Source organism: Psychroserpens burtonensis DSM 12212 (assembly GCF_000425305.1).
Classification (GTDB): domain Bacteria; phylum Bacteroidota; class Bacteroidia; order Flavobacteriales; family Flavobacteriaceae; genus Psychroserpens; species Psychroserpens burtonensis.
Genome location: NZ_KE384346.1, coordinates 167,528 through 193,423, shown reverse-complemented (window position 1 = coordinate 193,423; position 25,896 = coordinate 167,528). Strand labels below are relative to the sequence as shown.

Annotated in this window: 25 protein-coding genes; 16 read left to right on the top strand and 9 right to left on the bottom strand. The window is 34.0% G+C overall.

The features are described from left to right. Window positions 1–39: 39 nt before the first annotated feature. The gene (locus H593_RS0116250; protein ID WP_028873381.1) at window positions 40–291 is read right to left on the bottom strand and encodes a type B 50S ribosomal protein L31; all 252 of its coding nucleotides are present in this window, start codon (window positions 289–291) and stop codon (window positions 40–42) included. Between the two features lie 161 nt (window positions 292–452). On the opposite strand from H593_RS0116250, the gene H593_RS0116245 reads away from it, so the two are divergent. The 7 genes from H593_RS0116245 to H593_RS0116215 all read left to right on the top strand — a co-directional run bounded on the left by H593_RS0116245 (window position 453) and on the right by H593_RS0116215 (window position 7,442). Next, window positions 453–986 (top strand): DUF4199 domain-containing protein, encoded by a 534-nt coding sequence (locus tag H593_RS0116245; RefSeq protein ID WP_028873380.1) that lies wholly within the window; start codon window positions 453–455, stop codon window positions 984–986. A gap of 44 nt (window positions 987–1,030) precedes the next feature. Then, the gene (locus tag H593_RS0116240; protein ID WP_028873379.1) at window positions 1,031–1,978 is read left to right on the top strand and encodes a glycosyltransferase family 2 protein; all 948 of its coding nucleotides are present in this window, start codon (window positions 1,031–1,033) and stop codon (window positions 1,976–1,978) included. A gap of 76 nt (window positions 1,979–2,054) precedes the next feature. After that, a complete protein-coding gene (locus H593_RS0116235) occupies window positions 2,055–3,785 on the top strand; it encodes a phospho-sugar mutase (protein WP_028873378.1) in 1,731 nt (576 codons plus the stop codon). Next, complete coding sequence (locus H593_RS0116230; protein ID WP_028873377.1) at window positions 3,785–5,611, top strand: ABC transporter ATP-binding protein; 1,827 nt, start codon at window positions 3,785–3,787, stop codon at window positions 5,609–5,611. Before H593_RS0116235 ends, H593_RS0116230 begins: the two co-directional genes overlap by 1 nt. Window positions 5,612–5,922: 311 nt before the next feature. Beyond that, window positions 5,923–6,465, top strand: coding sequence for an RNA polymerase sigma factor (locus H593_RS0116225; protein ID WP_028873376.1), 543 nt, complete (start codon window positions 5,923–5,925; stop codon window positions 6,463–6,465). Window positions 6,466–6,495: 30 nt separating this feature from the next. Next, the gene (locus tag H593_RS0116220) at window positions 6,496–6,996 is read left to right on the top strand and encodes a hypothetical protein (RefSeq protein WP_028873375.1); all 501 of its coding nucleotides are present in this window, start codon (window positions 6,496–6,498) and stop codon (window positions 6,994–6,996) included. A 5-nt stretch (window positions 6,997–7,001) separates the two neighbouring features. Beyond that, the gene (locus H593_RS0116215; RefSeq protein WP_028873374.1) at window positions 7,002–7,442 is read left to right on the top strand and encodes a hypothetical protein; all 441 of its coding nucleotides are present in this window, start codon (window positions 7,002–7,004) and stop codon (window positions 7,440–7,442) included. A gap of 5 nt (window positions 7,443–7,447) precedes the next feature. On the opposite strand, the gene H593_RS0116210 is transcribed toward H593_RS0116215, so the two are convergent. The 8 genes from H593_RS0116210 to H593_RS0116175 all read right to left on the bottom strand — a co-directional run bounded on the left by H593_RS0116210 (window position 7,448) and on the right by H593_RS0116175 (window position 12,961). Next, complete coding sequence (locus H593_RS0116210; protein ID WP_028873373.1) at window positions 7,448–8,566, bottom strand: WD40/YVTN/BNR-like repeat-containing protein; 1,119 nt, start codon at window positions 8,564–8,566, stop codon at window positions 7,448–7,450. Between the two features lie 85 nt (window positions 8,567–8,651). Further along, window positions 8,652–9,326 (bottom strand): SCO family protein, encoded by a 675-nt coding sequence (locus H593_RS0116205; protein ID WP_028873372.1) that lies wholly within the window; start codon window positions 9,324–9,326, stop codon window positions 8,652–8,654. Further along, entirely contained in the window at window positions 9,307–9,837 is a 531-nt protein-coding gene (locus H593_RS19600) for a toxin-antitoxin system YwqK family antitoxin (RefSeq protein ID WP_245585073.1), read from the bottom strand. The genes H593_RS0116205 and H593_RS19600 overlap by 20 nt, the downstream gene beginning before the upstream one ends. A gap of 61 nt (window positions 9,838–9,898) precedes the next feature. After that, window positions 9,899–11,005, bottom strand: a complete 1,107-nt coding sequence (locus H593_RS21365; RefSeq protein ID WP_084142357.1) for a fibronectin type III domain-containing protein — start codon at window positions 11,003–11,005, stop codon at window positions 9,899–9,901. Window positions 11,006–11,129: 124 nt separating this feature from the next. Further along, window positions 11,130–11,429 (bottom strand): CREC-EF hand family protein, encoded by a 300-nt coding sequence (locus H593_RS0116190; protein ID WP_028873369.1) that lies wholly within the window; start codon window positions 11,427–11,429, stop codon window positions 11,130–11,132. Window positions 11,430–11,565: 136 nt separating this feature from the next. After that, window positions 11,566–12,027, bottom strand: coding sequence for a Spy/CpxP family protein refolding chaperone (locus H593_RS0116185; protein WP_147230940.1), 462 nt, complete (start codon window positions 12,025–12,027; stop codon window positions 11,566–11,568). Window positions 12,028–12,032: 5 nt separating this feature from the next. Then, window positions 12,033–12,344, bottom strand: a complete 312-nt coding sequence (locus tag H593_RS0116180; RefSeq protein ID WP_028873367.1) for a hypothetical protein — start codon at window positions 12,342–12,344, stop codon at window positions 12,033–12,035. A 38-nt stretch (window positions 12,345–12,382) separates the two neighbouring features. Then, window positions 12,383–12,961 carry an RNA polymerase sigma factor gene (locus tag H593_RS0116175; RefSeq protein WP_028873366.1) on the bottom strand — a complete coding sequence of 193 codons (579 nt, stop codon included), beginning with the start codon at window positions 12,959–12,961 and terminating at the stop codon, window positions 12,383–12,385. A gap of 152 nt (window positions 12,962–13,113) precedes the next feature. Here H593_RS0116175 and H593_RS0116170 point away from each other — a divergent pair, with 152 nt between their 5' ends. The 9 genes from H593_RS0116170 (at window position 13,114) to H593_RS19590 (ending at window position 25,878) form a co-directional block, all read left to right on the top strand. Next, window positions 13,114–14,334: an RsmB/NOP family class I SAM-dependent RNA methyltransferase gene (locus H593_RS0116170; RefSeq protein ID WP_028873365.1), complete on the top strand. Its 1,221-nt coding sequence runs from the start codon at window positions 13,114–13,116 to the stop codon at window positions 14,332–14,334. Window positions 14,335–14,349: 15 nt separating this feature from the next. Then, window positions 14,350–15,438: an endonuclease gene (locus H593_RS19595; protein WP_051229793.1), complete on the top strand. Its 1,089-nt coding sequence runs from the start codon at window positions 14,350–14,352 to the stop codon at window positions 15,436–15,438. Window positions 15,439–15,616: 178 nt separating this feature from the next. After that, window positions 15,617–19,303 (top strand): phosphoribosylformylglycinamidine synthase, encoded by a 3,687-nt coding sequence (purL, locus tag H593_RS0116160; protein WP_028873364.1) that lies wholly within the window; start codon window positions 15,617–15,619, stop codon window positions 19,301–19,303. 190 nt (window positions 19,304–19,493) lie between these two features. Further along, window positions 19,494–21,266: an AMP-dependent synthetase/ligase gene (locus H593_RS0116155; protein WP_028873363.1), complete on the top strand. Its 1,773-nt coding sequence runs from the start codon at window positions 19,494–19,496 to the stop codon at window positions 21,264–21,266. A 142-nt stretch (window positions 21,267–21,408) separates the two neighbouring features. Beyond that, window positions 21,409–21,864, top strand: a complete 456-nt coding sequence (locus tag H593_RS0116150) for a MarR family winged helix-turn-helix transcriptional regulator (protein ID WP_028873362.1) — start codon at window positions 21,409–21,411, stop codon at window positions 21,862–21,864. A gap of 1 nt (window position 21,865) precedes the next feature. After that, entirely contained in the window at window positions 21,866–24,274 is a 2,409-nt protein-coding gene (locus H593_RS0116145) for a 3-hydroxyacyl-CoA dehydrogenase/enoyl-CoA hydratase family protein (RefSeq protein WP_028873361.1), read from the top strand. A 4-nt stretch (window positions 24,275–24,278) separates the two neighbouring features. Next, on the top strand, window positions 24,279–25,472 hold the full coding sequence (locus tag H593_RS0116140) for an acetyl-CoA C-acyltransferase (RefSeq protein WP_028873360.1): 1,194 nt from the start codon (window positions 24,279–24,281) through the stop codon (window positions 25,470–25,472). Window positions 25,473–25,565: 93 nt separating this feature from the next. Continuing rightward, a complete protein-coding gene (locus H593_RS21625; protein WP_261793629.1) occupies window positions 25,566–25,679 on the top strand; it encodes a four helix bundle protein in 114 nt (37 codons plus the stop codon). Continuing rightward, window positions 25,651–25,878: a four helix bundle protein gene (locus H593_RS19590; RefSeq protein WP_261793630.1), complete on the top strand. Its 228-nt coding sequence runs from the start codon at window positions 25,651–25,653 to the stop codon at window positions 25,876–25,878. The genes H593_RS21625 and H593_RS19590 overlap by 29 nt, the downstream gene beginning before the upstream one ends. Window positions 25,879–25,896: the final 18 nt, after the last annotated feature.

Below are 25,896 nucleotides of genomic sequence, written 5' to 3'. Positions count from 1 at the left end.
AAAAATCTTGAAGGCTTTGTAATTATAATAACTCTAAGTTTATTTACTAAACTTAGCGTATTTAGTTTTGAATTTATCAATACGACCTGCAGTATCTACTAATTTAGATTTACCGGTGTAAAATGGGTGAGATGTTCTAGAAATTTCCAATTTGACTACTGGATACTCAACACCATCAACGTCAATTGTTTCACTAGTCTCAGCAGTAGATTTAGTTAAGAACACGTCTTCATTAGACATATCTTTGAAAGCTACTAATCTATAATTTTCTGGATGTATTCCTTTTCTCATCTCTTTATTCTTTAAAATTCCTTACTATTTTGGAGGTGCAAATTTAAGTAATTTTTGTAAATTACCAAGAAATTAATTCTTTTTTCTTTGGAAAAAAAATGTAACAATCTCAAACAAATATATACTAACTAAATACATTAACTAAACTATCACCTTTTATTATGGAAAAATCATTAAAATCAACCGCTATTAATTATGGTATTTATCTTGGATGTGGATTAGTAATTTACACCGTACTTGGGTATATCATTGATATTGAATTACTGGTAAATTTTTGGATAAATCTATTAATTCTTCCCCTTGTAATAATAATTATCGGAGTAATTTCTAGTGCAAAAGCAAGAAACCTATTAGGAGGCTTTATTAATTTTAAGCAAGCATTTACAGCTTATTTTATTCCTGTAGCTCTTGGTATCATAATAAGTACTCTTGTATCTGTTGTTCTATTTAATTATATTGATCCAGATTCTGCAGAGTACCTAAAAGAATTAACCATGAAGAAGTCTATTGCATTTATGGAAAACATGGGAGCTCCTCAGGCAGAGATTAATAAAGCCATAGAAACAATGGAAAGCCAAGACTCATATGCTATTGGTACTCAATTGAGATCATTGGCACAGGGTTTACTCTTTTTTACAGTCATAGGACTTTTGGTTGGTCTAATAATGAAAAAGAAAGACCCAAACTTAGCTTAAATAAAATCCCTATTTTTGAACTGTAAAATTTTGAAACTTATTAGATGGATATATCAGTAGTCATTCCACTACTTAACGAACAAGACTCATTAACAGAATTACACGATTGGATAGCAAAAGTCATGCAGTCCAATAGTTTTTCTTATGAAATCATTTTTATAGATGATGGTAGTACAGATGATTCTTGGGCAACCATAATGGCACTATCTAAAAAAGATGAGAGTGTTAAAGGTATTAGATTTATCAAAAACTTTGGTAAGTCCCAAGCGCTACATGCTGGTTTTGCCAAAGCAGAAGGTGTTGTTATTATCACTATGGATGCTGATCTACAAGATAATCCTGAAGAAATCCCAGAACTCTATAACATGATTGTTGTAGATAAATTTGATTTGGTATCTGGATGGAAAAAGAAACGTTATGACTCTGTAATTTCTAAAAACTTGCCTTCTAAATTATTCAATTGGGCAGCACGACGAACATCAGGAGTAAAACTGAATGATTTTAATTGCGGTCTCAAAGCATACAATATCAATGTCGTTAAAAACATAGATGTTAATGGGGAAATGCATCGCTATATTCCCGTGCTTGCTAAAAATGCGGGTTTCACAAAAATTGGAGAGAAAGTCGTCAAGCATCAAGCTAGAAAATATGGTGAAACGAAATTTGGAATGGATCGCTTTGTAAATGGTTTTTTAGATTTAATAACCATTTGGTTTTTATCTCGTTTTGGAAAACGACCAATGCACTTATTTGGCGCTTTAGGTGTGATCATGTTTGCTATTGGATTCGTATTTGCCGTGTATCTAGGTTTAGATAAATTATTCTTAAATACAAATGGACGACTCATTACAGAACGCCCACAATTCTATATCGCTTTAACCACAATGGTTTTAGGGTCTCAGTTTTTTATTGCCGGTTTTCTAGGTGAACTTATTCTTCGCTCCAAACGCGATAGCAGTCGCTATTTAATCAAACAGGAACTTAACTTTTAAGCTACCCCATCAATTAAAATTTATTAAACGATTCACAATTATTGAATTACGTATTTTTACATTATAAATTTAGGATATGACACATATTGAACCTCAACTCTTAGAACGCGTAAATACATGGTTAACGCCAACTTTTGACCAAGAGACTCAAAACCACATAAAAGATTTAATGGCCAATAACCCAACTGATCTCAAAGAGAGTTTTTATAAAAATCTCGAATTTGGAACCGGAGGAATGCGAGGTATTATGGGAATTGGCACTAACCGAATCAATAAATACACACTAGGAAAAAACACCCAAGGATTGAGTAATTATATGAAAACTCAATTTCCTTCAGAACCTTTAAAAGTGGCAATCGCTTACGATTGTAGACACAATAGTAAAACATTAGCAAAAGTAGTCGCAGATGTGTTTTCTGCTAACGGAATTCAGGTCTATCTATTCGAAGATTTACGTGCAACTCCAGAATTATCATTTGCTGTAAAGCATTTAAATTGTCACTGCGGAATTGTATTAACAGCTTCTCACAATCCTCCAGAATACAATGGCTACAAGGTATACTGGCAAGATGGTGGACAATTAGTACCACCAGAAGATGCAGAAATTATAACAGAAATAAATAGATTAGCTTACAATGAGATAAAATTTGAAGCTAATGATGATAAGATTGAATATATTGGTAAAGCTGTTGATGATGTTTTTATTACTGAGTCTGTTAAAAACGGAAGTTTTGACACCTCATCAGAAGCTAGAGAAAATCTAAATATTGTTTTCACCTCACTACACGGGACATCTATTACAGTCGTTCCAGAAACATTAGAACGAGCAGGTTACACCAATGTTCATCTTGTTGAAGAGCAACGGGAACCTAATGGTAATTTCCCTACCGTTGTTTCTCCAAACCCAGAAGAGCCTGAAGCTTTAAGAATGGCTATAGAATTAGCAGCTAAGGTTGATGGTGATATTGTTATCGGTACAGATCCAGATTGTGATCGTTTGGGTGTTGCCGTTCGTAATTTAGAAAATCATTTAGTGATTCTCAACGGAAATCAAACCATGCTTTTAATGACTGATTTTCTTTTAAAACAATGGAAAAATTCTAATAAAATCAATGGTAATCAGTTTTTAGGTTCAACCATAGTTTCTACGCCAATGATGTCTGTTCTGGCAGAAGCTTATAACGTAGAGTGTAAAATTGGTTTGACCGGTTTTAAATGGATTGCTAAAATGATAAAAGATTTCCCTACCATGGATTTTATTGGTGGTGGAGAAGAAAGCTTTGGATTTATGGTTGGTGACTTTGTTAGAGATAAAGATGCTGTAACCTCGACCCTATTAGCCTGCGAAATTGCTGCTCAAGCAAAAGCAAAGAATACAACCATGTATGAGACTTTAATAGATTTATATGTAGCTCATGGCTTTTACAAAGAACGCTTAGTATCTATCACTAAAAAAGGAATTGAAGGCGCCAACGACATCAAACAAATGATGATTGATGCTCGCGAGAACCCTTTAACCTCCCTTAATGGATCTAAAGTGGTTAGAGTTGAAGATTATCAATTATCTATCGTAAAAGATTTGATTAATGAGAAATCAAGCAAAATTGATATTCCAAAATCTAATGTTTTAATTTATTATACTGAAGACGGAAGCAAAATAGCATTGCGACCAAGTGGCACAGAACCAAAAATAAAGTTTTATATAAGCGTTAATACAAAATTAGATACTGTAGCTGCTTTTAAAACTACGGAACAACTATTGGAAAACAGAATTGACGACATACTAAAGGATATGAAACTTAATTAATGGACTATATAAAAAAGCTTTCTAAATTTATAGTACCCTATAAACGATACGCGATACTAAACATTATTTGCAATGTGTTTTATGCGCTGTTTAGCACATTGGCTATGCTATCGCTTATGCCAATGATAAATGTATTATTTGGAGAGAGTGAAAAGGTTTATAAAAAACCAATTTACAAAGGCTTAGAAGAACTGAAAGACTACGCAGAAAATTCTCTAAACTATTTCGTGACCACCACCACAGATGTTCATGGGCCTCAACGTGCGTTACTATATATGATAATTCTTATTATTAGTTTATTTCTTCTAAAGAATCTATTTAATTATTTAGCATTATTTTTTATCACATTTTTAAGAAATGGAGTCCTTAGAGATTTAAGAGATAACATTTATGAAAAGGTTATTACATTACCTATTTCATATTATTCTGAAAAGAAAAAAGGTGATATTATCGCTAGAATCTCTGGAGATGTTAACGAAGTAAAAAATTCAATGCTATCTGTTCTAGAGCTTATCGTAAAAGAACCTTTAACCATACTTTTTGCGGTTGTAACTATGTTTTTTTTATCAGTAAAATTGACAATTTTCGTTTTCGTATTCATTCCTGTAGCAGGATTTATTATATCCCGAATTGGTAAAAGCTTGAAAAGAAAATCTGATAAAGTTCAAAAGGAACAAGGCGTTTTCCTATCAACTTTAGAAGAAACCTTAGGAGGACTTAAAGTGATAAAAGGCTTTAATTCTGAAAAACGCTTCCTAGGTAAATTTCAAGAATCTACAAATCGCTTTTTTGACTTTTCAAATACATTAATGAATCGACAAAATTTAGCATCACCCACAAGCGAGTTTCTTGGCATTGCAACTATAGCAGCTCTTCTTTGGTATGGAGGAAATATGGTTATGGTTGAGCAAACGTTAACTGGCGGTTCATTTATAGCGTATATGGCATTATCCTATCAAATACTGACACCCGCAAAAGCTATAAGTAAAGCAAGCTACCAGGTAAAAGCAGGAAATGCTGCGGCAGAGCGTGTTCTAGAAATTTTAGATACTACGAGTAGTTTAGACGATAAACCAGACGCCATTGTGAAACCTGATTTTACTTCGGAAATAAGCATCAATAACATCTCATTTAAGTATGAAGATGATTTAGTCCTTAAAAACTTTTCTATAAAAGTCCCTAAAGGAAAAAGCGTTGCACTTGTTGGACAATCTGGAAGCGGGAAATCTACGATTGCAAATCTCGTTACTCGTTTTTATGATGTCAATGAAGGTCATATCTCTATTGATGACCAAGATATAAGAACCATAACAAAACATTCATTACGTAATTTAATGGGACTGGTTACACAAGATTCTATACTATTTAATGATACAGTAAAAAACAATATTCTTTTAGGAAAAGAAAATGCTACAGATGAAGAGGTCATAGCTGCCTTAAAAATAGCCAATGCTTGGGAGTTTGTTAAAGACCTCCCTAAAGGAATTGAAACCAATATTGGTGATGCTGGCGGGAAATTGTCTGGCGGACAAAAACAACGTCTCAGTATAGCGAGAGCTGTTTTAAAGAATCCACCCATTATGATTCTAGATGAAGCAACCTCAGCATTAGACACAGAAAGTGAACGTTTAGTGCAAGAAGCTTTAGAGAATATGATGAAAAACAGAACGTCAATTATTATTGCGCATCGTTTATCAACTATTCAAAATGCAGATGAAATTATTGTAATGCATAAAGGAGAAATTGCAGAACAAGGTACTCACAATGAGCTTATTGCTAAAAATGGTGTTTATAAAAAGTTAGTAGGTATGCAAAGTTTTGAATAACTTAAATTCCTGAACCTAGTTACCGATAAGTATTACATGATAAACAAAGAAAAGGATGCTCCGTTAGGTGGCATCCTTTTCTGTTCTATTACCATCATTTGGGGACAATAGTAATAGTTAAGTAGGTAAGGCTGAGACAAACATAAATAAAATAAATGGACAAAACAAGAAAAAAGCGTATTTCGTCGTAATTAATTTACACTTTATCGATGTTTTTATATTTAAATTATTGATTATCAACACTTTAAATAATGTATTTTTTTTCATTAAACTTTCTGTAAATTCATAGGTCTAAAGTAAAACTCCTTTTATTGGATAACGAACATCATTTTATACAACGACTTACACACCCAGCTTCAAAAGAGGCAGCCTATAAAGAGCTATTATCATTGTATAAGGAGCGTCTATACTGGCATATTAGACATATAGTTAAATATCATGACGATGCAGATGATGTGCTCCAAAACACATTTATCAAGGTTTATAAGAATATTGATAATTTTAAAGGAAATAGTAAATTGTTTTCATGGATGTACCGAATTGCTTCTAATGAATCCATAACACACCTCAACAAAAACGCTAAGCGACTACATATCAATAATGAAGAAACCCAAGAGTATTTGATTAATAATTTAAAAGCAGATGTGTATTTTGAAGGCGATGATATCCAATTAAAATTACAGCAAGCCATTGCCAAATTACCAGAAAAGCAACAACTGGTTTTTAATATGAGATACTTTCAAGACATCAAATACAAAGACCTATCAGACATTTTAGAAACAAGCGAAGGTGCGCTTAAAGCCTCGTATCATATTGCTGTAAAAAAAATTGAAGCTTATTTAACCCAAGATTAAACCAATTACAGACTTTTAAGTCTTATACACATGAAAGAGAAAGAATTATATACCATTAAAACTTCAGGGTTTAAAGTGCCTAAAGATTACTTTTCACAAGTTGAAGAGCAAATTCTTAGTGAGGTACAATTAAAGAGTACCGTTGATGTCTCTGGCTTTGATGTTCCAGATTCTTATTTTGAATCTTTGGAGAACAAAATCTTTCTAAAATTAGAAGAGGAACAGGACGTAAAAGTCATACCTTTATTTAGTTGGAAAAAAGTAATGTATGTTTCTGCAATAGCAGCGTGTTTGGTTCTAATGTTTAATGTGTTTTATAACGCTTCGGAAACTATAACTTTTGATTCTTTAGAAACCGCCTCTATTGAAAACTACTTAGAGCAAGAAGATTACACAAGCTATGAATTAGCGTCCCTTTTAACCGAAGACGAACTTAACATTAACAATTTTACAGATACTGAAATTTCAGAAGAATCTCTCGAAGATTACCTGTTTGATCAATCTAATATTGAAGATTTAATACTACAATAATTATTATGAAAAAAATCACTTTAACACTCCTATTCATTGCCATCACAGTGAGTGCTTTTTCCCAAGGAAAAGAAAAAAGGGAACGCATAAAATCCTTAAAAATAGCTTTCATTACTGAAAAATTAGCGCTAACCGAAACTGAGGCCCAAAAGTTCTGGCCAATCTATAATGCACATGAAACCAATATTAAGGCCTTACGACAAGACTCACGTCAAAATCGAAAAGATGCAGATATAGAATCTATGAGTGAAGCAGACGCGAAATCTATGATTGATAAGATGCTCATTTTAGAACAGAAAAAACTGGAATTAAGAAAACAATTTACAACCGATTTAATAACCGTTATTCCTGCGAAAAAAGTGATTCTACTCAAAATCTCTGAGGACGAATTCAATAGACGTATGTTTAATGAAATGAGAAAACGAAAAGGCAAGCGAAAAGAATAATAGAGCTACTCTCTAAACGATAACTTAGCAATGCGTTTATTTCCTGCTGCGTACGCCACACTATCATTTAAAAACCTGATGGTATAAAAACCTTCGTCACTTAAATGCGTCCAAGAGGCTCCAGCACTACTGGAGTAATCAATACCATTAAAACCCACAGCGACCAATTCTTTTGCATTTGAATTTGGCACATATTGCACACAACTTCTATAACCTGGAGATTGGTTTGGAGCAGCAAGCTGCCATGTTTTACCACCATCTCGTGTTCTTATTTTATTTGCGCTACTATCTGCTGCTTTTGTATAATCGCCTCCAATAGCAAAACCATTGTTCTCATCATAAAAATCTAGGGAATACATTCCTGTAGTTTCTAAACCCTGTACAATTGGTGTCTCATAAACTTCCCACGTTTTACCTTTATCTGGAGAATACATTATTCTACTTGCTTTTCCTCCTGTTGCGACCCAAGTCTTGTCTCCAACAATTGCAATATTAGAATCACTTGCCGCAAAAGCTGCTTCCCCTTCTTTTGCTTTTGGCAAATTATCACATGACAATTTTGTCCAAGTTCTTCCGCCATCACGTGTGATGATGACACTCATACAATCATCTGTTGGGTCACCAATGGCAATGCCTTCATCGTCATTCCAAAACTCCATAGAATCGTAAAATGCTTTTGGGTGATTTTCTTGATAGACAATTGGCCAACTTTCCTCTTCTGAAACCTTAATCACAATAGCAGGAGAACCAATCCCCATAGCAAAAGTGCTTTTTTTTGTTTTTGCTACAGATCTAAAATTTGGAATAGAATCTTTATTAAAATTAAACGTATGAAAAATTCGAGCTACTAACTCTTCCTTATGATTCAAATCTATATCTATGAATCTATCTTCATGAATATAGCCAAAATCTCCCTTTGATGAAGCAAAAACCCCAACTCCATCTTTATCAACTTCTAAAGCTCTAACATTCAAAGTAGAATCTTGAAGTATTATTTCAATCTCAACTTTTGAAAAACGTTTCCCAACTGGTTCATAAATAAATTTATTAGCTCTAAACAATCCGCAGCTTCCTAAACCTATAATTAATAATGGACCTAATATTAAAACCAAAATTCTTTTCATAACATCTAATTTGAAGTATGTCCTTAAAAATAGAAAAGCTTCATGACATAATCATGAAGCTTCTCAAAAAATCAACATTAAACTATCAATCAATCTTTCGTTGTAGAGTTTTTACATCTGCTATTAATTGCTGAACTGCGGTTTTATTTAAGCCATTATAAATTCCTCTTATATGTCTGTTTTGATCTATGAGTACAAAGTTTTCGGTATGAAGAAAATCTTCATCTGTTTTATCAAGTCCTAAATCATCTTCTGCGAAATAAGATTGTCTCCCTAAGTCATAAATTTGTTTTCTATCTCCCGTTACTAAATGCCATTTACTATTAATGATGCCTTTATTCTCTGCATATTGTTTTAGGGTTGGTACAGAATCGGTTTCTGGAGTAACAGAGTGTGACAGCAACAAAATCTCGTCATCATCTAAAAATTCATCCTGAAGCACTTTCATATTGGCTGTCATTTTTGGGCAAATGCCTGAACAGGTTGTAAAGAAAAAATCTGCAACGTAGATTTTGTTTTCAAATGTTTTTTCTGATACTGTTTCTCCTAATTGATTAGTTAAATTAAAAGATGGGATTGTATGAAAACTTTTTAAGTTCTCATCGTCTCCATCCAACCAATTTGGCGTAAATGTTGCCTCAGCATAATACGGTAACGCATCTACTCTACTTGTCTTTTCTTGTGTTTTAGTTTCTTTACATCCAACAATCGTAAAAAACAACAAGCAACTAAATATACTATTAATTTTGTACAATTTCATCTTCTAATTGAAAGCAAAGACTGGCACGTTTTAATCCAAAAATTCGTTCGTTTTTTGCTTCGTAGTTATTATATATTTTTCCGTTATCTCTCCAAGCTTTTTGCAAGCCTTCTTCTTTACCATTAACGATGGTCATTTGTTTAAACAGATTTCCAGATTTATACCATTGTAATTGGATTCCGTTAACGATGCCATTATTGTAGTTTGCTTCGGAACGTAATTTTCCATCTTTCCACCAGGATTTTGCTGTGCCTTCTTGAAGTCCGTTATTATAATTTGCTTCAAAACTTAATGTTCCGTCAGGAAACCATTTTTTGTATAGTCCATGACGTTTTCCATTTTTATGCTCAATTGTTTCAGCCTTTACAATTTCAGAATAAAACACCTCTGAAACACCAGTAAAGGGTTGATTGTTATAATACATCAACCCTAAATTTGGTTTTAACTCTAACTCACTCTTATTAATTGTAATATAATCTGTCGTACCTTCTGCAGCTTCTGCAAACGCCATAGGTTTCTGTGCTTCCTTTTGACAGGAAACAATAATCAACAGACTTAGGCATAAAGCTGTTTTACTGAATATTACTTGGAGTTCCTTGATAGTCACCTGGGAATAAAATATAATATTGGTTTAAATATAATTCGTTTTGAATGTGGTAGTGATATTCTGATGCACCATCACTATGTTGTGTTGTACTTGTGTGACCTCCAGATGCATCTAAATCACTTGGATAATCGTTTGTTGAGTTACATTTCCTTCCGTAGATAAAAAACCCATCAGCGATAATTCCGATTAATTTATCGTCATCGTTAGACCAAGCTTTCGTTTCTAAATGGTAGTGGTAACTCTGTGGTCCTGTGTGTGCTGCTGTATAATCTAATGAACCCACTGCATTGTCTAAAGGTATGTTTGGACCTTCTTCGTCATTATAAATCATTGACCCAGAAATTGCAATACCTATTGGACCAAGTCCTGTTGAAGTTGAGCTAGAGGCTAATGCAGGATTTCCAGATACAGTTAAAGAGTAAGACCCATTAAAATCGTCTATATTTCCTGGAGCCATTTGTGCATAAGATGTCACTGTTGGTTCTACAAATAAAGGATGATTCTCTGCAGCTGCTGGTGTAACTAGCGTATTTCCCATTGGATCAACAGCTGAACGCTCTGTAGTATTTGACCAATAAGGTGATGTATGATTTGGCAAACCATTACTTTCTATTACAACATTAGAACCACTTAACATGATATCTGTGTTATCTGCATCAAACTCTGCAAATGCTAAGTGCAAGGTTGCTGGTGTAGTTTCAGTATCTGTTGTAATGCTGAAAGAGGCTGTTGAAGTTCCTCCATTTCCATCTGAAGCTACAATAGATCCAGAATATGAAGTAGAATTGGTTAAACCAGAAAAGGTATAATTTTGAGTTGATAAATTAGTAGCTAATTCTGATCCATCTAAGTTTACAGTATACGTTACTATATCTCCATCATCATCTGTTGCTTGTGTCCAGTTTATTGTTGCTCCTGAGGTTGACGTTGAACTCACTGCAACTGTAAATGTCGAAGGTGCTTGATTTTCTCCATCTCCATCTCCATTTCCAGAATCATCATTACTTGAACAAGCCCAAAACACTGTGGATACTGATAGGATTACTAATAGAATTTTAAAATAGTTTTTCATTGATTACTTATTAATTAGTTATTGTTATATGTATAGATGCGGTTTTAAAATAAAACTTGTGACTTATTCATATTCTTCTTAAAAAAAGCTTCGCAATCTCTCATTAAGCTTTAAAACCAACCAATCAAATTTTATTTCTTTTTCGTTCTTTACGTTCTGGTTTTGGAGCATCTTCCAATTCCTTTTTTGTAATATAGCCATCTTCATTAGTATCAATTTCTGTAAAATTATCTTTTAAAGGCCCCTTAACTTCTGCTTTTGAAAGTTGACCATCTTCGTTTTTATCCATTTCTTTTAATAATTGCTTAAACGTTGGTGGTTCTTTTATTTCTTGTCGGTCTTGAGATTGTCCGAAGGAATAATTTGACATAAATAATGCTATCCCAAATACTAATACTACCGTTTTTAATGTGTTACTTTTCATCTTTTTAAATTTTAATGTTATCTACTTTTAGATGTCATATCATTAAAGAACTTGTGGCAACCCTTGTTAAATAAAACACAAAAAAAAGACCTTCAAAAAATGAAGGTCTTTTTAGCTTTAATAAAAAATATTTCTATTATTCGGGTTTTCGAGGCATTTCAGGTCCTCGATTATCAAATTTACGCGCGTTTTTAATAATGGCACTAAACTCTTCTTTCTGTTGTTCATTACACAACTCGTACATGCGTCGTAATCTAGAAAATAATTCTTTCTCCTTTAGTTGTTCCTTTTCAGAAATTACAGTAATTAGGCTATCAATTGTAGACTGGTTTATGGACGTTGCAGTAATTTTCTTAAACAATTCATTTTTAACCGATTTTACATCATCGCCAATATCTCTCATATTATGATGATGTGTTGTTTCCAATGCTTTAAACTGTTGTAATTGGTTGTCGTTAAAACCTAACTCTTTTGCAATAAAATCACTAGATTCTTTTGGGCTCTTGTGATCTGGTCTTCCTATATAATTAAATAAAAAAAAACCGTTCATCATGATTAGAACTATAAGTAAGAGGTATAAGGTGTTATTTTTTTTCATGGCAATTAATTAAATAATGAAGTTTCAGATTCTATAGTTAATCCATAATCTGAAGCAAAACTAGACATTGATTCGTTATAATTTGTAGTTTTTATTTCTCTTACTGCATAGACGTTGAAAAATAAAACACAAACCAAAGTTGCTAATTGAATTTTTGGTGTAAACCAGCTCCAAACGTTTGTTTTCACTTCGCGTTCAGCAAACAAACGTTGCATTGTCTTGTCTTTAAAAAACGGAGATATATGAGTTTCATTGATAGTGTCTGCACTATTTAAAACCAAATCAATTTTATCCTGTATGTTACTATTTGTTTCCATTGTATTATATTAGATGTGAAAATTTCACAAAACTTGTCCTAATTGTCATTTTTATAAAAATTTTCTAATAAACGTTGTAAATTCTTTTTAGCTCGAAACATTAACGATTCCACAGAAGAGACACTTTTTTCGATGATTTCGCTAATTTCTTGATAATTCTTACCATCTACCTTATGTAATGTGAATACTATTTTTTGGGCTTCAGGTAATTGATTAATAGCATAAAAAAGAGTTTCACTAGTTTCCTTATTCTCTAAAACTATCCCAGGATGACTCATTTCAGTAAAATACTTAGTTTTATCAATTTCAAAATTATATCCCGAAAGCGATTGTAAAAATGCAAATCTCTTTTTTGTATTTCGCTTTCTAATAAACTCTAAACATTTATTGGTAGTGATCTTATATATCCAAGTTGATAGTCTAGACTGACCTTTAAAATTACAAATAGAATTAAATACCTCCACAAAAACCTCTTGAGCTATATCTTCTGCATCTTCTCTATTAGGAACAAAGGATATACATGTAGCAAATACTTTTTGCTGAAAATCATCTAAAAGCTTATTATAGGAAGCCCTGGTTTGATTTTTTAATTGCGTTATAAATTCAGTTTCTGACAAAAACAGGTGGTTAAATATTACATAATAAGGTTTAGATGCTATCCAAAAATAAAACTTGTGTGAAATTTGAATTTATTTTCAGAAGATAACAATTTTTAGAGTCTTTTATATATCAACTTTTAATGTACCTTTGCATGCCTAATTTTTTTATAATGCGTTTACACAGAAATTTATGCTTTGCAGTCATCGACGGATTAACATTAATCCTTAACGAAGGCAAATATGCAGACAAAGTAATTCAACAACTCCTTAAGCGTGACAAGCGTTGGGGAAGTCGCGATCGCGGTTTTGTTGCAGAGACCGTTTATGATATTGTAAGATGGAAACGTTTATATACAGAAATTGCAGAAGTCAAAGCGCCTTATGACAGAGAGAATATTTGGCGAATATTTGCAGTTTGGGCAACGTTAAGAGGCATAAAATTACCAGACTGGAGTTATTTTGAAAATACGCCTTCAAGAAAAATAAAAGGCCGTTTTGATGAACTCTCTAAAACTCGAAAATTTAAAGAATCCATACCAGATTGGTTAGATGAATTAGGTGTAAAAGAATTAGGAGAATCTGTTTGGACTAAAGAAATTACAGCTTTAAACGAACAAGCAGATGTTATTTTAAGAGTAAATACCCTTAATACAACAAAAGATAAATTACAGTCGCTTTTATTTGATGATGGTATTGATACAGAAAGTATCAAAGGTTATCCAAATGCGCTTAAACTTAAAGAAAGAGCGAATGTCTTTCAAACTGAATCTTTTAAAAATGGTTTCTTTGAAGTACAAGATGCATCGTCACAATTAGTAGCAGAATTTCTAGATGTAAAGCCTGGAATGAGAGTCGTTGATACTTGTGCTGGTGCTGGTGGAAAAGCACTTCACCTGGCGTCGTTAATGGAAAACAAAGGTCAAGTTATCGCTTTAGATATTTATGCTCATAAATTAAATGAGCTTAAACGAAGAGCAAAACGCAATGGTGCCTGGAATATAGAAACACGACCAATAGAATCTACTAAAGTTATAAAAAAACTATATGATAAAGCAGATCGTGTTTTAATTGACGCCCCTTGCTCTGGCCTAGGTGTCTTACGACGAAATCCTGATGCTAAATGGAAATTACAACCAGAATTTATTGAAAACATTAAGGCTACACAACAAGAGATTTTACAACAATACTCTAGAATCGTAAGAGATGGTGGAAAAATGGTTTATGCTACATGCTCAATTCTCCCCTCAGAAAACAAAGAGCAAGTTGATAAATTTTTAACATCTGATTCAGGAAAAGATTTTACCTTTGTAAAAGATAAAAGCATTTTGTCACATAAAACGGGATACGATGGATTTTACATGGCTTTATTAGAAAAGAAAATACTTAAATAAAATAATACCCAATATATGAAACAATTTTACACATTATTATTTGCTTTTATAACCTCATTTGCTTTTGCACAATTAACACCTCCAACAGATTTACAATCTTATTATGGAAGTCAAGTAAACACTACAGGTCTTGCACTAAAAAGCGAACTCATTGATTTAACAATAGACAATCATGTTAATTTTTTAACCTATAGCCAAGTATGGGTGGCTTCTAGAATTACAGACGTAGATCCAGATAATTCAGATAACGTCATTTTACTTTATGGATATAATGATACTGATGGAAATGTAACGACAGACCGTTCTAGAGGTAAATTTGACAATGGTGGTGATGTTGGTGATTGGAACAGAGAACATGTGTACCCAAGATCTTTAGCAAACCCAAGTCTTGTTACAAATCCACCTGGCCCAGGAACTGACGCTTTGATGCTCAGACCTAGTGATGTCCAAAGAAATGGTGCAAGAGGTAATCAGAGATTTGCAGATAAAAGCTCAGGTCAATATCCTAATGGAGAGTCCGGAGATGCAAATGGTGGATGGTATCCTGGAGATGAATGGAAAGGTGATTGTGCACGTATCATAATGTATATGTATTTACACTACGGTACTCAATGTCTGCCATCTAATGTTGGTATTGGAAGTAACGCTTCTACTCCTGATGATATGATCGACTTGTTTTTAGAATGGAACGCTGAAGATCCAGTTTCAGATATAGAAATCACACGTAATGACTGGCATGGAGATGCAAGTAATGGAAGTCTTGCGCAAGGAAATAGAAATCCATTTATTGATAATCCTTATTTAGCAACTGTAATTTGGGGAGGACCAAATGCTCAAGACAGGTGGGAAAATCTTTCTGTAACAGACTTCGAACAAGTAACACTTAAGATGTATCCAAATCCAGCAAATGGAAATGAAGTAACTATCATTTCTAATCAAGAATTAGCTGCAGAAGTTTACGATATCTTAGGTAAGAGAGTAAAAGTTCAAAATATAACTGCAAATCAAAAGAAATTAAATGTCTCTGGATTAGCAAAAGGCATCTATATTGTAAGACTTAGTTCTGAAAACGGAATTATCACTAAAAAGCTTATCAAGCAATAACATATAATTACGTATTAAAAGAGCGCTTCTAATCACTGAAATTATCTCAGTTTAGAAGCGCTCTTTTTTTGGTTAATAAAACGTGAATAACTCTAAATTTTCAATACTAATAACCCGTTAGAATATAGCTAAAAAGTGTAAATTTGGAAATTCAGAAAACACAACTAAATACGATATAATGATTCATTTCTTCGGAAACCAAAACAGTAAAGTATTTGCTGTTCAAGCAACAAAAGAATTATCAGCACAAACCATAGCTAAGTTGACGTGGTTATTTGGCAACCAACCAAAACTAGAACAAGCATCTCTCGATGCTTTTTTTGTTGGCCCACGTGCAGCGATGATTACACCTTGGAGTACAAATGCTGTTGAAATTACACAAAACATGGGTGTTATAGGCATTATTCGTATTGAGGAGTTTAAAAACTGCAAGGAGAACTTTGATGGTTTTGACCCAATGATTTCTGAACCATATAACGGTTTAAATCAAGCGTCATTTACAATTGACATCCAACCAGAAAGCATACTTAATATTGAAAATATCTCAGCTTATAATCAACAAGAAGGATTAGCTTTAAATGATGAAGAAATAGAATACCTTGAAGGTGTTTCAAAAAAGATTGGCAGACCTTTAACCGATTCTGAAGTTTTTGGATTCTCCCAAGTCAATTCTGAGCACTGTCGTCATAAAATATTTAATGGCACTTTTGTTATTGATGGAGAAGAGCAAACGACTTCCTTGTTCCAAATGATAAAAGAAACATCTAAGCAATTTCCTAATGATATTGTTTCTGCATACAAAGATAATGTTGCTTTTATTAAAGGCCCAAAAGTGGAACAATTTGCTCCTAAAACAGCAGATAAGCCAGACTTTTATCAAACAGAAGATTTCAATTCGGTAATCTCTATCAAAGCCGAAACACATAACTTCCCAACTACAGTAGAACCCTTTAATGGCGCTGCAACTGGAGCTGGAGGAGAAATTAGAGATAGACTTGCTGGCGGCAAAGGCTCTTTACCATTAGCAGGAACAGCAGTGTATATGACTTCCTATTCACGTTTGGAAGAAAAGAGACCTTGGGAACAAAAGTTTGAAGCTAGAGACTGGCTATACCAAACTCCCGTTGATATTTTAATAAAAGCATCAAATGGAGCATCCGATTTTGGAAATAAATTTGGACAACCTTTAATTACAGGTTCTGTATTAACTTTTGAGCATAATGAAAACCCCTCTTCAAGCTCCTCAAAACCTAGAAAACTGGGTTATGATAAAGTGATTATGCAAGCCGGTGGAATTGGTTACGCAAAAGCAGAACAAGCTTTAAAAGACACACCTAAAAAAGGAGATAAAATCGTAATTCTTGGTGGAGAAAACTATAGAATTGGAATGGGTGGAGCTGCAGTTTCATCGGCAGACACAGGAGAATTTGCTTCAGGAATTGAATTAAATGCGGTGCAACGTTCTAACCCGGAAATGCAAAAACGTGCTGCAAATGCGATTCGTGGAATGGTAGAAAGTGAAGAAAACTTTATTGTCTCTATTCACGATCATGGTGCTGGAGGTCATTTAAATTGTTTATCAGAATTAGTAGAAGATACAGGTGGTAAAATCGATTTAGATAAATTACCTATTGGAGACCCAACGTTGTCGGCAAAAGAAATTATTGGTAATGAATCTCAAGAAAGGATGGGATTAGTAATTGCTAAAAAACATATAAATACCTTACAAAAAATTGCTGAGCGTGAGCGTTCGCCAATGTATACCGTTGGCGAGGTCACAGGAAACAATCGATTTACTTTTGAGTCAAAATCTAAAGGTGACAAACCTATGGATTTAGCTTTAGAAGATATGTTTGGATCTTCTCCTAAAACAGTTTTAAACGATAGCACAATCATAAGAAAATATAAAAACCCAAGATATAAGACTAAGAATTTACAAATCTATTTAGAGCAAGTCTTACAGTTAGAAGCTGTAGCATGTAAAGATTGGCTAACGAATAAGGTAGACAGATGTGTAGGTGGCAAAGTTGCTAAACAACAATGTGTTGGCCCTTTGCAGATTCCCTTAAATAATGTTGGTGTCATGGCCCTAGATTATAACGGAAAAGAAGGTATTGCAACAGCCATTGGTCACTCTCCTATTTCTGGTTTAATTCATCCAGAGGCAGGAAGCAGAAATTCAATTACAGAGTCTTTAACAAATATTATCTGGGCTCCTTTAAAAGATAATTTAGCATCTATTTCTTTATCTGCAAATTGGATGTGGCCTTGTAAAAACGAAGGGGAAGATGCGCGTTTATACAAAGCTGTAAAGGCCATTTCTGAGTTTGCTATTGATTTAGGAATCAATGTTCCAACTGGAAAAGATTCGTTGTCAATGAAGCAAAAATATCCTGATGGTGAAGTCATTTCTCCAGGAACCGTTATTATTTCGGCTGCAGCAAATTGCAATGACATCTCTAAAGTTATAGAACCTGTTTTAAAACTAAACGGAGGAAACATATACTATATTAATATTTCGCAAGATGATTTTAAATTAGGAGGAAGCTCTTTTAACCAAACCTTAAATACGATTGGAAATGAAGCTCCAGATGTCAAAAATGCTAACTTCTTAAAGAATACTTTTAATACAATTCAAAATCTAATTAAAGCAGATAAAATTTCTGCGGGTCATGATGTTGCCTCTGGCGGATTAATTACCACACTATTAGAAATGTGTTTTGCTGACAAAAATTTAGGAGCAGATTTTGATATTTCAAGTTTAAACGAAAAAGACTCTATAAACGTATTATTTGCAGAAAATGCAGGAATTGTTTTTCAAGCAGATAGCATGGTAGAAACAATTTTATTAGAAAACGATATTGAGTTTTTCAATATAGGATCTGTAAATAATTCAGAAACAGTAACCATCAAAAATAATGAAGATGCCTTCAGTTTTGATGTTTCTGAAATGAGAGATATTTGGTATAGAACATCTTTCTTATTAGATCAAAAACAAACTGCCAACGGTTTAGCAAAAAACAGGTTTGATAATTACAAGAAGCAACCTTTGCAATATACGTTTCCAAAACATTTCACAGGTAAACTTCCTGTCTATTCAAACACATCCCAAAAGCCAAAAGCGGCAATCATTAGGGAAAAAGGTTCAAATTCTGAACGTGAAATGGCAAATGCTATGTATTTAGCTGGTTTTGATGTAAAAGATGTTCATATGACAGATTTAATTTCTGGTCGTGAAACGTTAGAAGACATCAAGTTTGTTGGCGCTGTTGGCGGCTTTTCTAACTCAGATGTTTTGGGTTCTGCAAAAGGTTGGGCAGGCGCTTTTAAATACAATGCAAAAGCAAAAAAAGCTTTAAAAAACTTCTTTAAAAGAGAAGACACGTTATCTGTCGGAATTTGTAACGGCGCTCAATTATGGATGGAATTAGATTTAATTAATCCAAAACATAAAGTCCATGGAAAATTGATCCATAACGATTCTAAAAAACATGAATCTTCATTTACTTCTGTTAGAATTCAAGACAACAATTCAGTAATGTTATCAAGTTTAGCAGGAACGGAATTGGGTGTTTGGATTTCTCATGGAGAAGGAAAATTCAACTTACCAGAATCTGAAGAAAACTACAACATTGTTGCCAAATACAGCTATGAAGGGTATCCAAATAACCCAAATGGATCTGACTTTAACACAGCAATGCTATCTGACAAAACCGGAAGGCATTTAGTGACAATGCCACATATTGAGCGTTCAACGTTTCAATGGAACTGGGCAAATTATCCAGAAAACAGAAAAGATGAGATCTCCCCTTGGTTAGAAGCTTTTGTAAATGCTAGACTTTGGATTGAGAATAAAAACGTCTAGTTAATGGAGTTAAAGTTATGGCTGAATGCACATATTTAGCTCATTTTCTCTGCATTAATCAACAAAAAATACGGTCTTAAATAAAAGAGAAATACCACACGCAGATACGACTATTAGTGGTCAATTTTTTATATAGTCATTTGAAAATCCCCATTTATTCCTTATTTTGCATACCTACTAGCAATAACATATGAAAGAAGTAACACGCCTTTTTGATTTTCCTTATTATCAATTAAAACATAAACCAAACGATAAAGCGCTGGTTACTAAGTATGATGGCAAATGGGAAGCCATATCTACAAAAGAATATTTAGATAAATCGAATACGATAAGTAGAGCATTGTTGCGATTAGGCATTCAAAAAGATGATAAAATTGCAGTTATTTCTACAACAAATAGAACCGAATGGAATATTATGGATATTGGTATACTTCAAACGGGAGCTCAAAATATTCCAATTTATCCAACCATTTGTGCAGAAGACTATGAGTATGTTTTAAACCATAGCGAAAGTATATATTGCTTCGTTTCAGATGCAGAAGTATTAGAAAAGGTAAGGAAAGTTCAAGCAAATACAAGAATCAAAGAGGTCTATTCATTTAATCATATTGAAGGTTGCAAGCACTATTCAGAATTATTTGAATTAGGAAAAGATGAAAGTAATCAACAAGAAGTCGAAGCATGTAAAGATGCTGTAAAACCCCAAGACCTAGCCACTATAATTTATACCTCTGGAACTACTGGGAGGCCAAAAGGTGTGATGCTCTCTCACTGGAATATTACTAGTAATGCTTTGGACAGTTCACCGAGAGTACCTTTGGTAGAAGGAGAAAATCGTGTATTGAGTTTTTTACCAATATGCCATATTTTTGAACGCGTCTTAATCTACGTCTACCAATATGCAGGAACATCTATTTATTATGCTGAAGGCATTGACAAAATAGGTGATAATGCTAAAGAGATAAAACCAAATTTAATGAGTGTTGTGCCTCGATTACTAGAAAAAGTTTTCGATAAAATAATGCTTAAAGGTGAAGAACTATCAGGTATTAAAAAAGCACTTTTCTTTTGGTCTGTAAGCCTAGGAGAGCGCTGGGAACCTTATGGTGCCAATGGCGCTTGGTATGAATTTCAGCTCAAAATAGCCAACAAACTTATTTTTAGTAAATGGCGAGAAGCCTTAGGAGGAGAATTGGGAACAATGGTCTCGGGAAGTGCGGCACTTCAACCAAGATTAGCCCGCATTTTTGGAGCTGCCAATATGCAGGTTATGGAAGGCTACGGATTGACAGAAACCTCTCCTGTAGTTTCTGTAGGTTTATATAAAGACAACATGTATAAAGTAGGTTGTGTAGGCAAACCAATAGACAATGTAGAAGTTAAAATAGCAGATGATGGAGAAGTCTTAATAAAAGGACCAAATGTGATGCTCGGCTACTACAAAGATCCTGAAAAAACAGCAAGCGTTATGACTGGCGACTATTTTCATTCGGGAGACAAAGGTGAAATTGACGCTGATGGCTTTTTAAAAATCACAGGTCGTAAAAAAGAAATGTTCAAAACATCTGGAGGTAAATACGTAATTCCCCCTCTTTTAGAAAATGATATGAAACAATCCCTGTTCATAGAGCAGATTATGGTTGTAGGTGAAGGTGAAAAAATGCCAGCTGCTTTAGTACAACCAAATTTTGATTTTATACGAGATTGGATTTCCCTTAAAAAGCATGATATTGGTACATCTAATGCTGAAATAGCAAGCTCCGATATTGTTATTAACCGCATTCAAAAAGAAATAGATAAATACAATAAGAACTTTGGTAAATGGGAACAAATCAAACGTTTTGAGCTCACGCCAGACATTTGGTCTATAGATGACGGACAATTAACGCCTACAATGAAAATGAAACGCGAGATTATAAAAGGCATTTATCAAGACCTCTATGATAAAATTTATCGCGTATAGTTGAACCTTTCCTGTTTCTTCGGAAACATCCTATATTAGATTATTAGGTCTACAATATAAAAATTTAGGCAGACATAATTTTTTCTTAAATACTATGCATGCATAGTATTTTTTAGTATATTTGAATTTCAATATTCAAATTATGAAGGATAAAACTATTGACTATGTACTCAGAACTACTTGGTTAGCGGTCAATAAAATGTACAATGAAGAAGCGTCACAATTTGATACGACCATGGCAACTGGTTTTGCTTTATTGAGCATAGACCCAGAGAATGGCACACCCTCAACATCCCTAGGTCCTAAAATGGGAATGGAAGCTACTAGTCTTTCTAGAACTTTAAAAACCATGCAAGAAAAAGGTCTCATTATTAGAAAACCTAATCCAGAAGATGGTCGCGGTGTTCTCATTTTTTTAACCGATTTTGGAAGAGAAAAAAGAGAATATTCAAAAGAAAAAGTTTTAACTTTTAACGAAACGATAAAAGCAAATGTGTCTTCAGAAGCAATACAACATTTTTATAAAGTTTCCGAAGTCATCAATAATATGATTTCCAACAAACAGATATACAACCAAAAAGAACACATTTTAAAATAAGATGAGCAAACGTAGAATAAAAAAAATAGCCATTATTGGTTCGGGAATTATGGGAAGCGGCATCGCTTGCCACTTTGCTAATATAGGTGTTGATGTTTTATTATTAGACATCGTACCTAGAGAGCTTAGCGCTAAAGAAGAAGCCCAAGGCTTAACTTTAGAAGATAAAGTTGTTAGAGATAGATTAGTAAATGATGCGCTTACTGCATCCATTAAATCTAAGCCTGCACCACTCTATCATCCTTCTTTCGCAAATCGTATTACTACAGGAAACTTAGAAGACGATATTGCTAAAGTAAAAGATGTAGATTGGATCATGGAAGTTGTTGTTGAACGACTAGATATCAAACAACAAGTTTTTGAAAAGCTTGAAAAACATAGAACTCCAGGAACTTTGATTACATCAAACACCTCTGGGATTCCTATTAAATTCATGAGCGAAGGACGAAGTGAAGATTTCCAAAAGCATTTCTGCGGAACGCACTTTTTTAATCCTGCGCGTTACTTAAAATTATTTGAAATAATACCTGGACCAAAAACAGATGCAGATGTATTAGATTTCTTAAATGAATATGGAGAAAAATTCTTAGGAAAAACTTCTGTAGTGGCTAAAGATACGCCTGCATTTATTGGAAACCGTATTGGTATTTTCAGTATCCAAAGCTTATTTCATGCCGTCAAAGATTTAGATTTAACGATTGAAGACGTTGATAAGTTATCAGGCCCTGTTATTGGTCGTCCAAAGTCTGCAACTTTTAGAACTGTAGATGTTGTTGGATTGGATACTTTGGTTCATGTTGCAAACGGAATTAGAGAAAACTGTCCGAAAGACGAACGTTTAGAGTTGTTTGAATTACCAGATTTCGTCAATACCATGATGGAACATAAATGGTTAGGAAGTAAAACCGGACAAGGATTCTACAAAAAAGTTAGAAACGACGATGGTTCTTCTGAAATTTTATCACTAGACTTAAATTCTCTTAAATATAGACCCTCTAAAAAAGCAAAATTCGCAACTTTAGAATTAACAAAAACGATTGATAAAGTCGTAGACCGTTTTAAAATATTAGTAAAAGGTAGAGATAAAGCAGGTGAATTCTACAGAAAGAGCTTCGCCGCATTATTTGCTTATGTTTCAAATAGAATTCCAGAAATCACTGACGATTTATATAAGATTGATGATGCTATGAAGGCAGGATTTGGTTGGGAACATGGTCCTTTCCAAATTTGGGATGCTATTGGAGTTGAAAAAGGAATCGAAATGATGAAAGCAGAAGATTTAGAACCTAATGCTTGGGTCCATGAGATGCTAGCTTCAGGAAGCGATAACTTCTACTCCGTAAAAAATGGAGCAACGTATGCCTATGACATTCCGAAGAAAACACAAGAAAAAATTCCTGGACAAGACAGCTTTATCATATTAGATAATATTAGAAAAACAACTGAAGTCTTTAAAAACTCAGGGGTTGTTGTTGAAGACTTAGGTGATGGAATCCTTAACGTAGAATTCCAATCTAAAATGAATACCATTGGAGGCGATGTACTTGCAGGATTAAATAAAGCAATTGATATTGCTGAAAAAGATTTCGCAGGATTAGTTGTTGGTAACCAAGCTGCAAACTTCTCTGTTGGCGCAAATATAGGCATGATTTTCATGATGGCTGCCGAACAAGAATATGATGAGCTTAATATGGCAATCAAATATTTTCAAGATAGTATGATGCGTATGCGCTACTCTTCTATTCCAACCGTCGCTGCTCCTCACGGAATGGCACTTGGTGGTGGATGTGAATTATCTATGCACGCAGATAAAGTGGTTGCAGCAGCGGAAACTTATATTGGACTTGTAGAGTTTGGTGTTGGTGTGATTCCTGGTGGTGGAGGCTCTAAAGAAATGGCTTTAAGAGCATCAGATACATTTAAAAAAGGGGATGTACAATTAAACACACTTCAAGAGTATTTCTTAACTATCGGAATGGCTAAAGTAGCAACGTCTGCTTATGAAGCATTCGATTTAGGAATCCTTCAAAAAGGAAAAGATGTTGTCGTTGTAAATAAAGACCGCCAAATCGCAGTTGCAAAACAACATGCTGTGCTAATGGCCAATATGGGTTATACACAACCTGTTCACAGAAAAGATGTTCTTGTATTAGGGAAGCAAGCATTAGGCATGTTCATGGTCGGTACAGATTCTATGAAAGACTCTAAATACATTAGTGAGCACGATATGAAGATTGCTAACAAACTAGCTTACGTTATGGCTGGTGGTGATTTGTCTGAGCCAACTTTAGTAAGCGAGCAATATTTATTAGACTTAGAGCGTGAAGCTTTCCTTTCGCTTTGTACAGAACGTAAAACTTTGGAAAGAATTCAGCATATGTTAACCAAAGGTAAACCTTTAAGAAACTAAGAAAATGAAAACAGCATATATAGTAAAAGCATATAGAACAGCAGTTGGTAAAGCACCAAAAGGTGTGTTCCGTTTTAAAAGAACAGATGAATTGGCCGCCGAAACCATCAAATATATGATGAAGGAATTACCAAATTTAGACCCAAAACGTATTGATGATGTTATTGTTGGTAACGCAATGCCAGAAGGTCCACAAGGACTAAACATGGCACGTTTAATTTCTTTAATGGGATTAGAAATTGTTGATGTTCCTGGTGTAACAGTTAACCGCTTTTGCTCATCTGGAGTAGAAACTATTGGTATGGCAACTGCAAAAATTCAAGCTGGAATGGCAGATTGTATTATCGCTGGTGGTGCAGAAAGCATGAGTAGCGTTCCTATGACAGGTTTTAAACCAGAATTAAATTATGATGCCATTGTAAAAAATGGTCATGAAGATTATTATTGGGGAATGGGAAATACTGCGGAGGCAGTTGCTAACCAATTTAAAATCTCTCGTGAAGATCAGGATGAATTTGCATACCATTCACATATGAAAGCATTACGAGCTTTAAAAGAGGATCGTTTTCAAGATCAAATTGTGCCTATTACTGTTGATGAAACTTATGTGGATTCAAATGGTAAAAAAGCAACAAGATCATACATAGTAAATAAAGATGAAGGTCCTCGTGCTGGAACTAGTAAAGAAGCTTTAGCTAAATTACGAGCTGTATTTGCAGCTGGTGGAAGCGTTACTGCTGGTAACTCTTCACAAATGAGTGATGGTGCTGCATTTGTTATGGTCATGAGTGAAGCTATGGTTAAAGAGTTAAATCTTGAGCCAATAGCGCGTTTAGTCAACTACGCAGCTGCGGGAGTTGAGCCTCGCATTATGGGAATTGGACCAGTAAAAGCAATTCCGAAAGCATTACGACAAGCCGGTTTAAAACAAGATGATCTATCTCTTATCGAATTGAATGAAGCATTCGCTTCTCAGTCATTAGCTGTTATTCGTGAGTTGAACTTAAATCCAGATATTATTAATGTAAATGGTGGGGCTATTGCATTAGGTCATCCTTTAGGTTGTACTGGAGCAAAACTCTCTGTACAATTATTTGATGAAATGCGTAAGCAGAACATGCAAGGTAAATATGGTGCCGTAACCATGTGTGTTGGCACTGGACAAGGTGCTTGTGGAGTATTTGAATTTCTTTCTTAAGGATCAAGACGAAAAGAACCAAGACAAGACTAAAGAGATTAAGAAAATAGGACTATGGATAATTTCAAGAAATTAAAGATTTAGAATAAAAGTGTGGAACTGGTTTCTGAGTCATATAAAATAACGCGAAGCTTTCCGAAGTTTGAAACTCATGGATTGATGAGCCAAATGAATAGAGGTGGAGTTTCTATCCCTTCAAGTATTTAAGAAGGTACCAGTAAAAAGCACAAATAAACATTTTGCTACTTATTTGGAGCATAGTTTAAGTTCAGCTTTTGAATGGGAAACACAATTAAATGTAACATTTAATCAAGAATATCTTTCAGAAGAAAAATTTAACAAATTAGAAGACAAAATAAAACAAATACAAAAGATGATCTCAAGTTTCAAATCTGGACTTAAATAGTCTTGATTCTTGGTTCTA

Coding starts and splice junctions, on each gene's coding strand:
- H593_RS0116250 (WP_028873381.1), bottom strand. CDS start 291: ATGAGAAAAGGAATACATCCAGAAAATTATAGATTAGTAGCTTTCAAA.
- H593_RS0116245 (WP_028873380.1), top strand. CDS start 453: ATGGAAAAATCATTAAAATCAACCGCTATTAATTATGGTATTTATCTT.
- H593_RS0116240 (WP_028873379.1), top strand. CDS start 1,031: ATGGATATATCAGTAGTCATTCCACTACTTAACGAACAAGACTCATTA.
- H593_RS0116235 (WP_028873378.1), top strand. CDS start 2,055: ATGACACATATTGAACCTCAACTCTTAGAACGCGTAAATACATGGTTA.
- H593_RS0116230 (WP_028873377.1), top strand. CDS start 3,785: ATGGACTATATAAAAAAGCTTTCTAAATTTATAGTACCCTATAAACGA.
- H593_RS0116220 (WP_028873375.1), top strand. CDS start 6,496: ATGAAAGAGAAAGAATTATATACCATTAAAACTTCAGGGTTTAAAGTG.
- H593_RS0116215 (WP_028873374.1), top strand. CDS start 7,002: ATGAAAAAAATCACTTTAACACTCCTATTCATTGCCATCACAGTGAGT.
- H593_RS0116210 (WP_028873373.1), bottom strand. CDS start 8,566: ATGAAAAGAATTTTGGTTTTAATATTAGGTCCATTATTAATTATAGGT.
- H593_RS0116205 (WP_028873372.1), bottom strand. CDS start 9,326: ATGAAATTGTACAAAATTAATAGTATATTTAGTTGCTTGTTGTTTTTT.
- H593_RS19600 (WP_245585073.1), bottom strand. CDS start 9,837: ATGGCGTTTGCAGAAGCTGCAGAAGGTACGACAGATTATATTACAATT.
- H593_RS21365 (WP_084142357.1), bottom strand. CDS start 11,005: ATGAAAAACTATTTTAAAATTCTATTAGTAATCCTATCAGTATCCACA.
- H593_RS0116190 (WP_028873369.1), bottom strand. CDS start 11,429: ATGAAAAGTAACACATTAAAAACGGTAGTATTAGTATTTGGGATAGCA.
- H593_RS0116185 (WP_147230940.1), bottom strand. CDS start 12,027: ATGAAAAAAAATAACACCTTATACCTCTTACTTATAGTTCTAATCATG.
- H593_RS0116180 (WP_028873367.1), bottom strand. CDS start 12,344: ATGGAAACAAATAGTAACATACAGGATAAAATTGATTTGGTTTTAAAT.
- H593_RS0116170 (WP_028873365.1), top strand. CDS start 13,114: ATGCGTTTACACAGAAATTTATGCTTTGCAGTCATCGACGGATTAACA.
- H593_RS19595 (WP_051229793.1), top strand. CDS start 14,350: ATGAAACAATTTTACACATTATTATTTGCTTTTATAACCTCATTTGCT.
- purL (WP_028873364.1), top strand. CDS start 15,617: ATGATTCATTTCTTCGGAAACCAAAACAGTAAAGTATTTGCTGTTCAA.
- H593_RS0116155 (WP_028873363.1), top strand. CDS start 19,494: ATGAAAGAAGTAACACGCCTTTTTGATTTTCCTTATTATCAATTAAAA.
- H593_RS0116150 (WP_028873362.1), top strand. CDS start 21,409: ATGAAGGATAAAACTATTGACTATGTACTCAGAACTACTTGGTTAGCG.
- H593_RS0116145 (WP_028873361.1), top strand. CDS start 21,866: ATGAGCAAACGTAGAATAAAAAAAATAGCCATTATTGGTTCGGGAATT.
- H593_RS0116140 (WP_028873360.1), top strand. CDS start 24,279: ATGAAAACAGCATATATAGTAAAAGCATATAGAACAGCAGTTGGTAAA.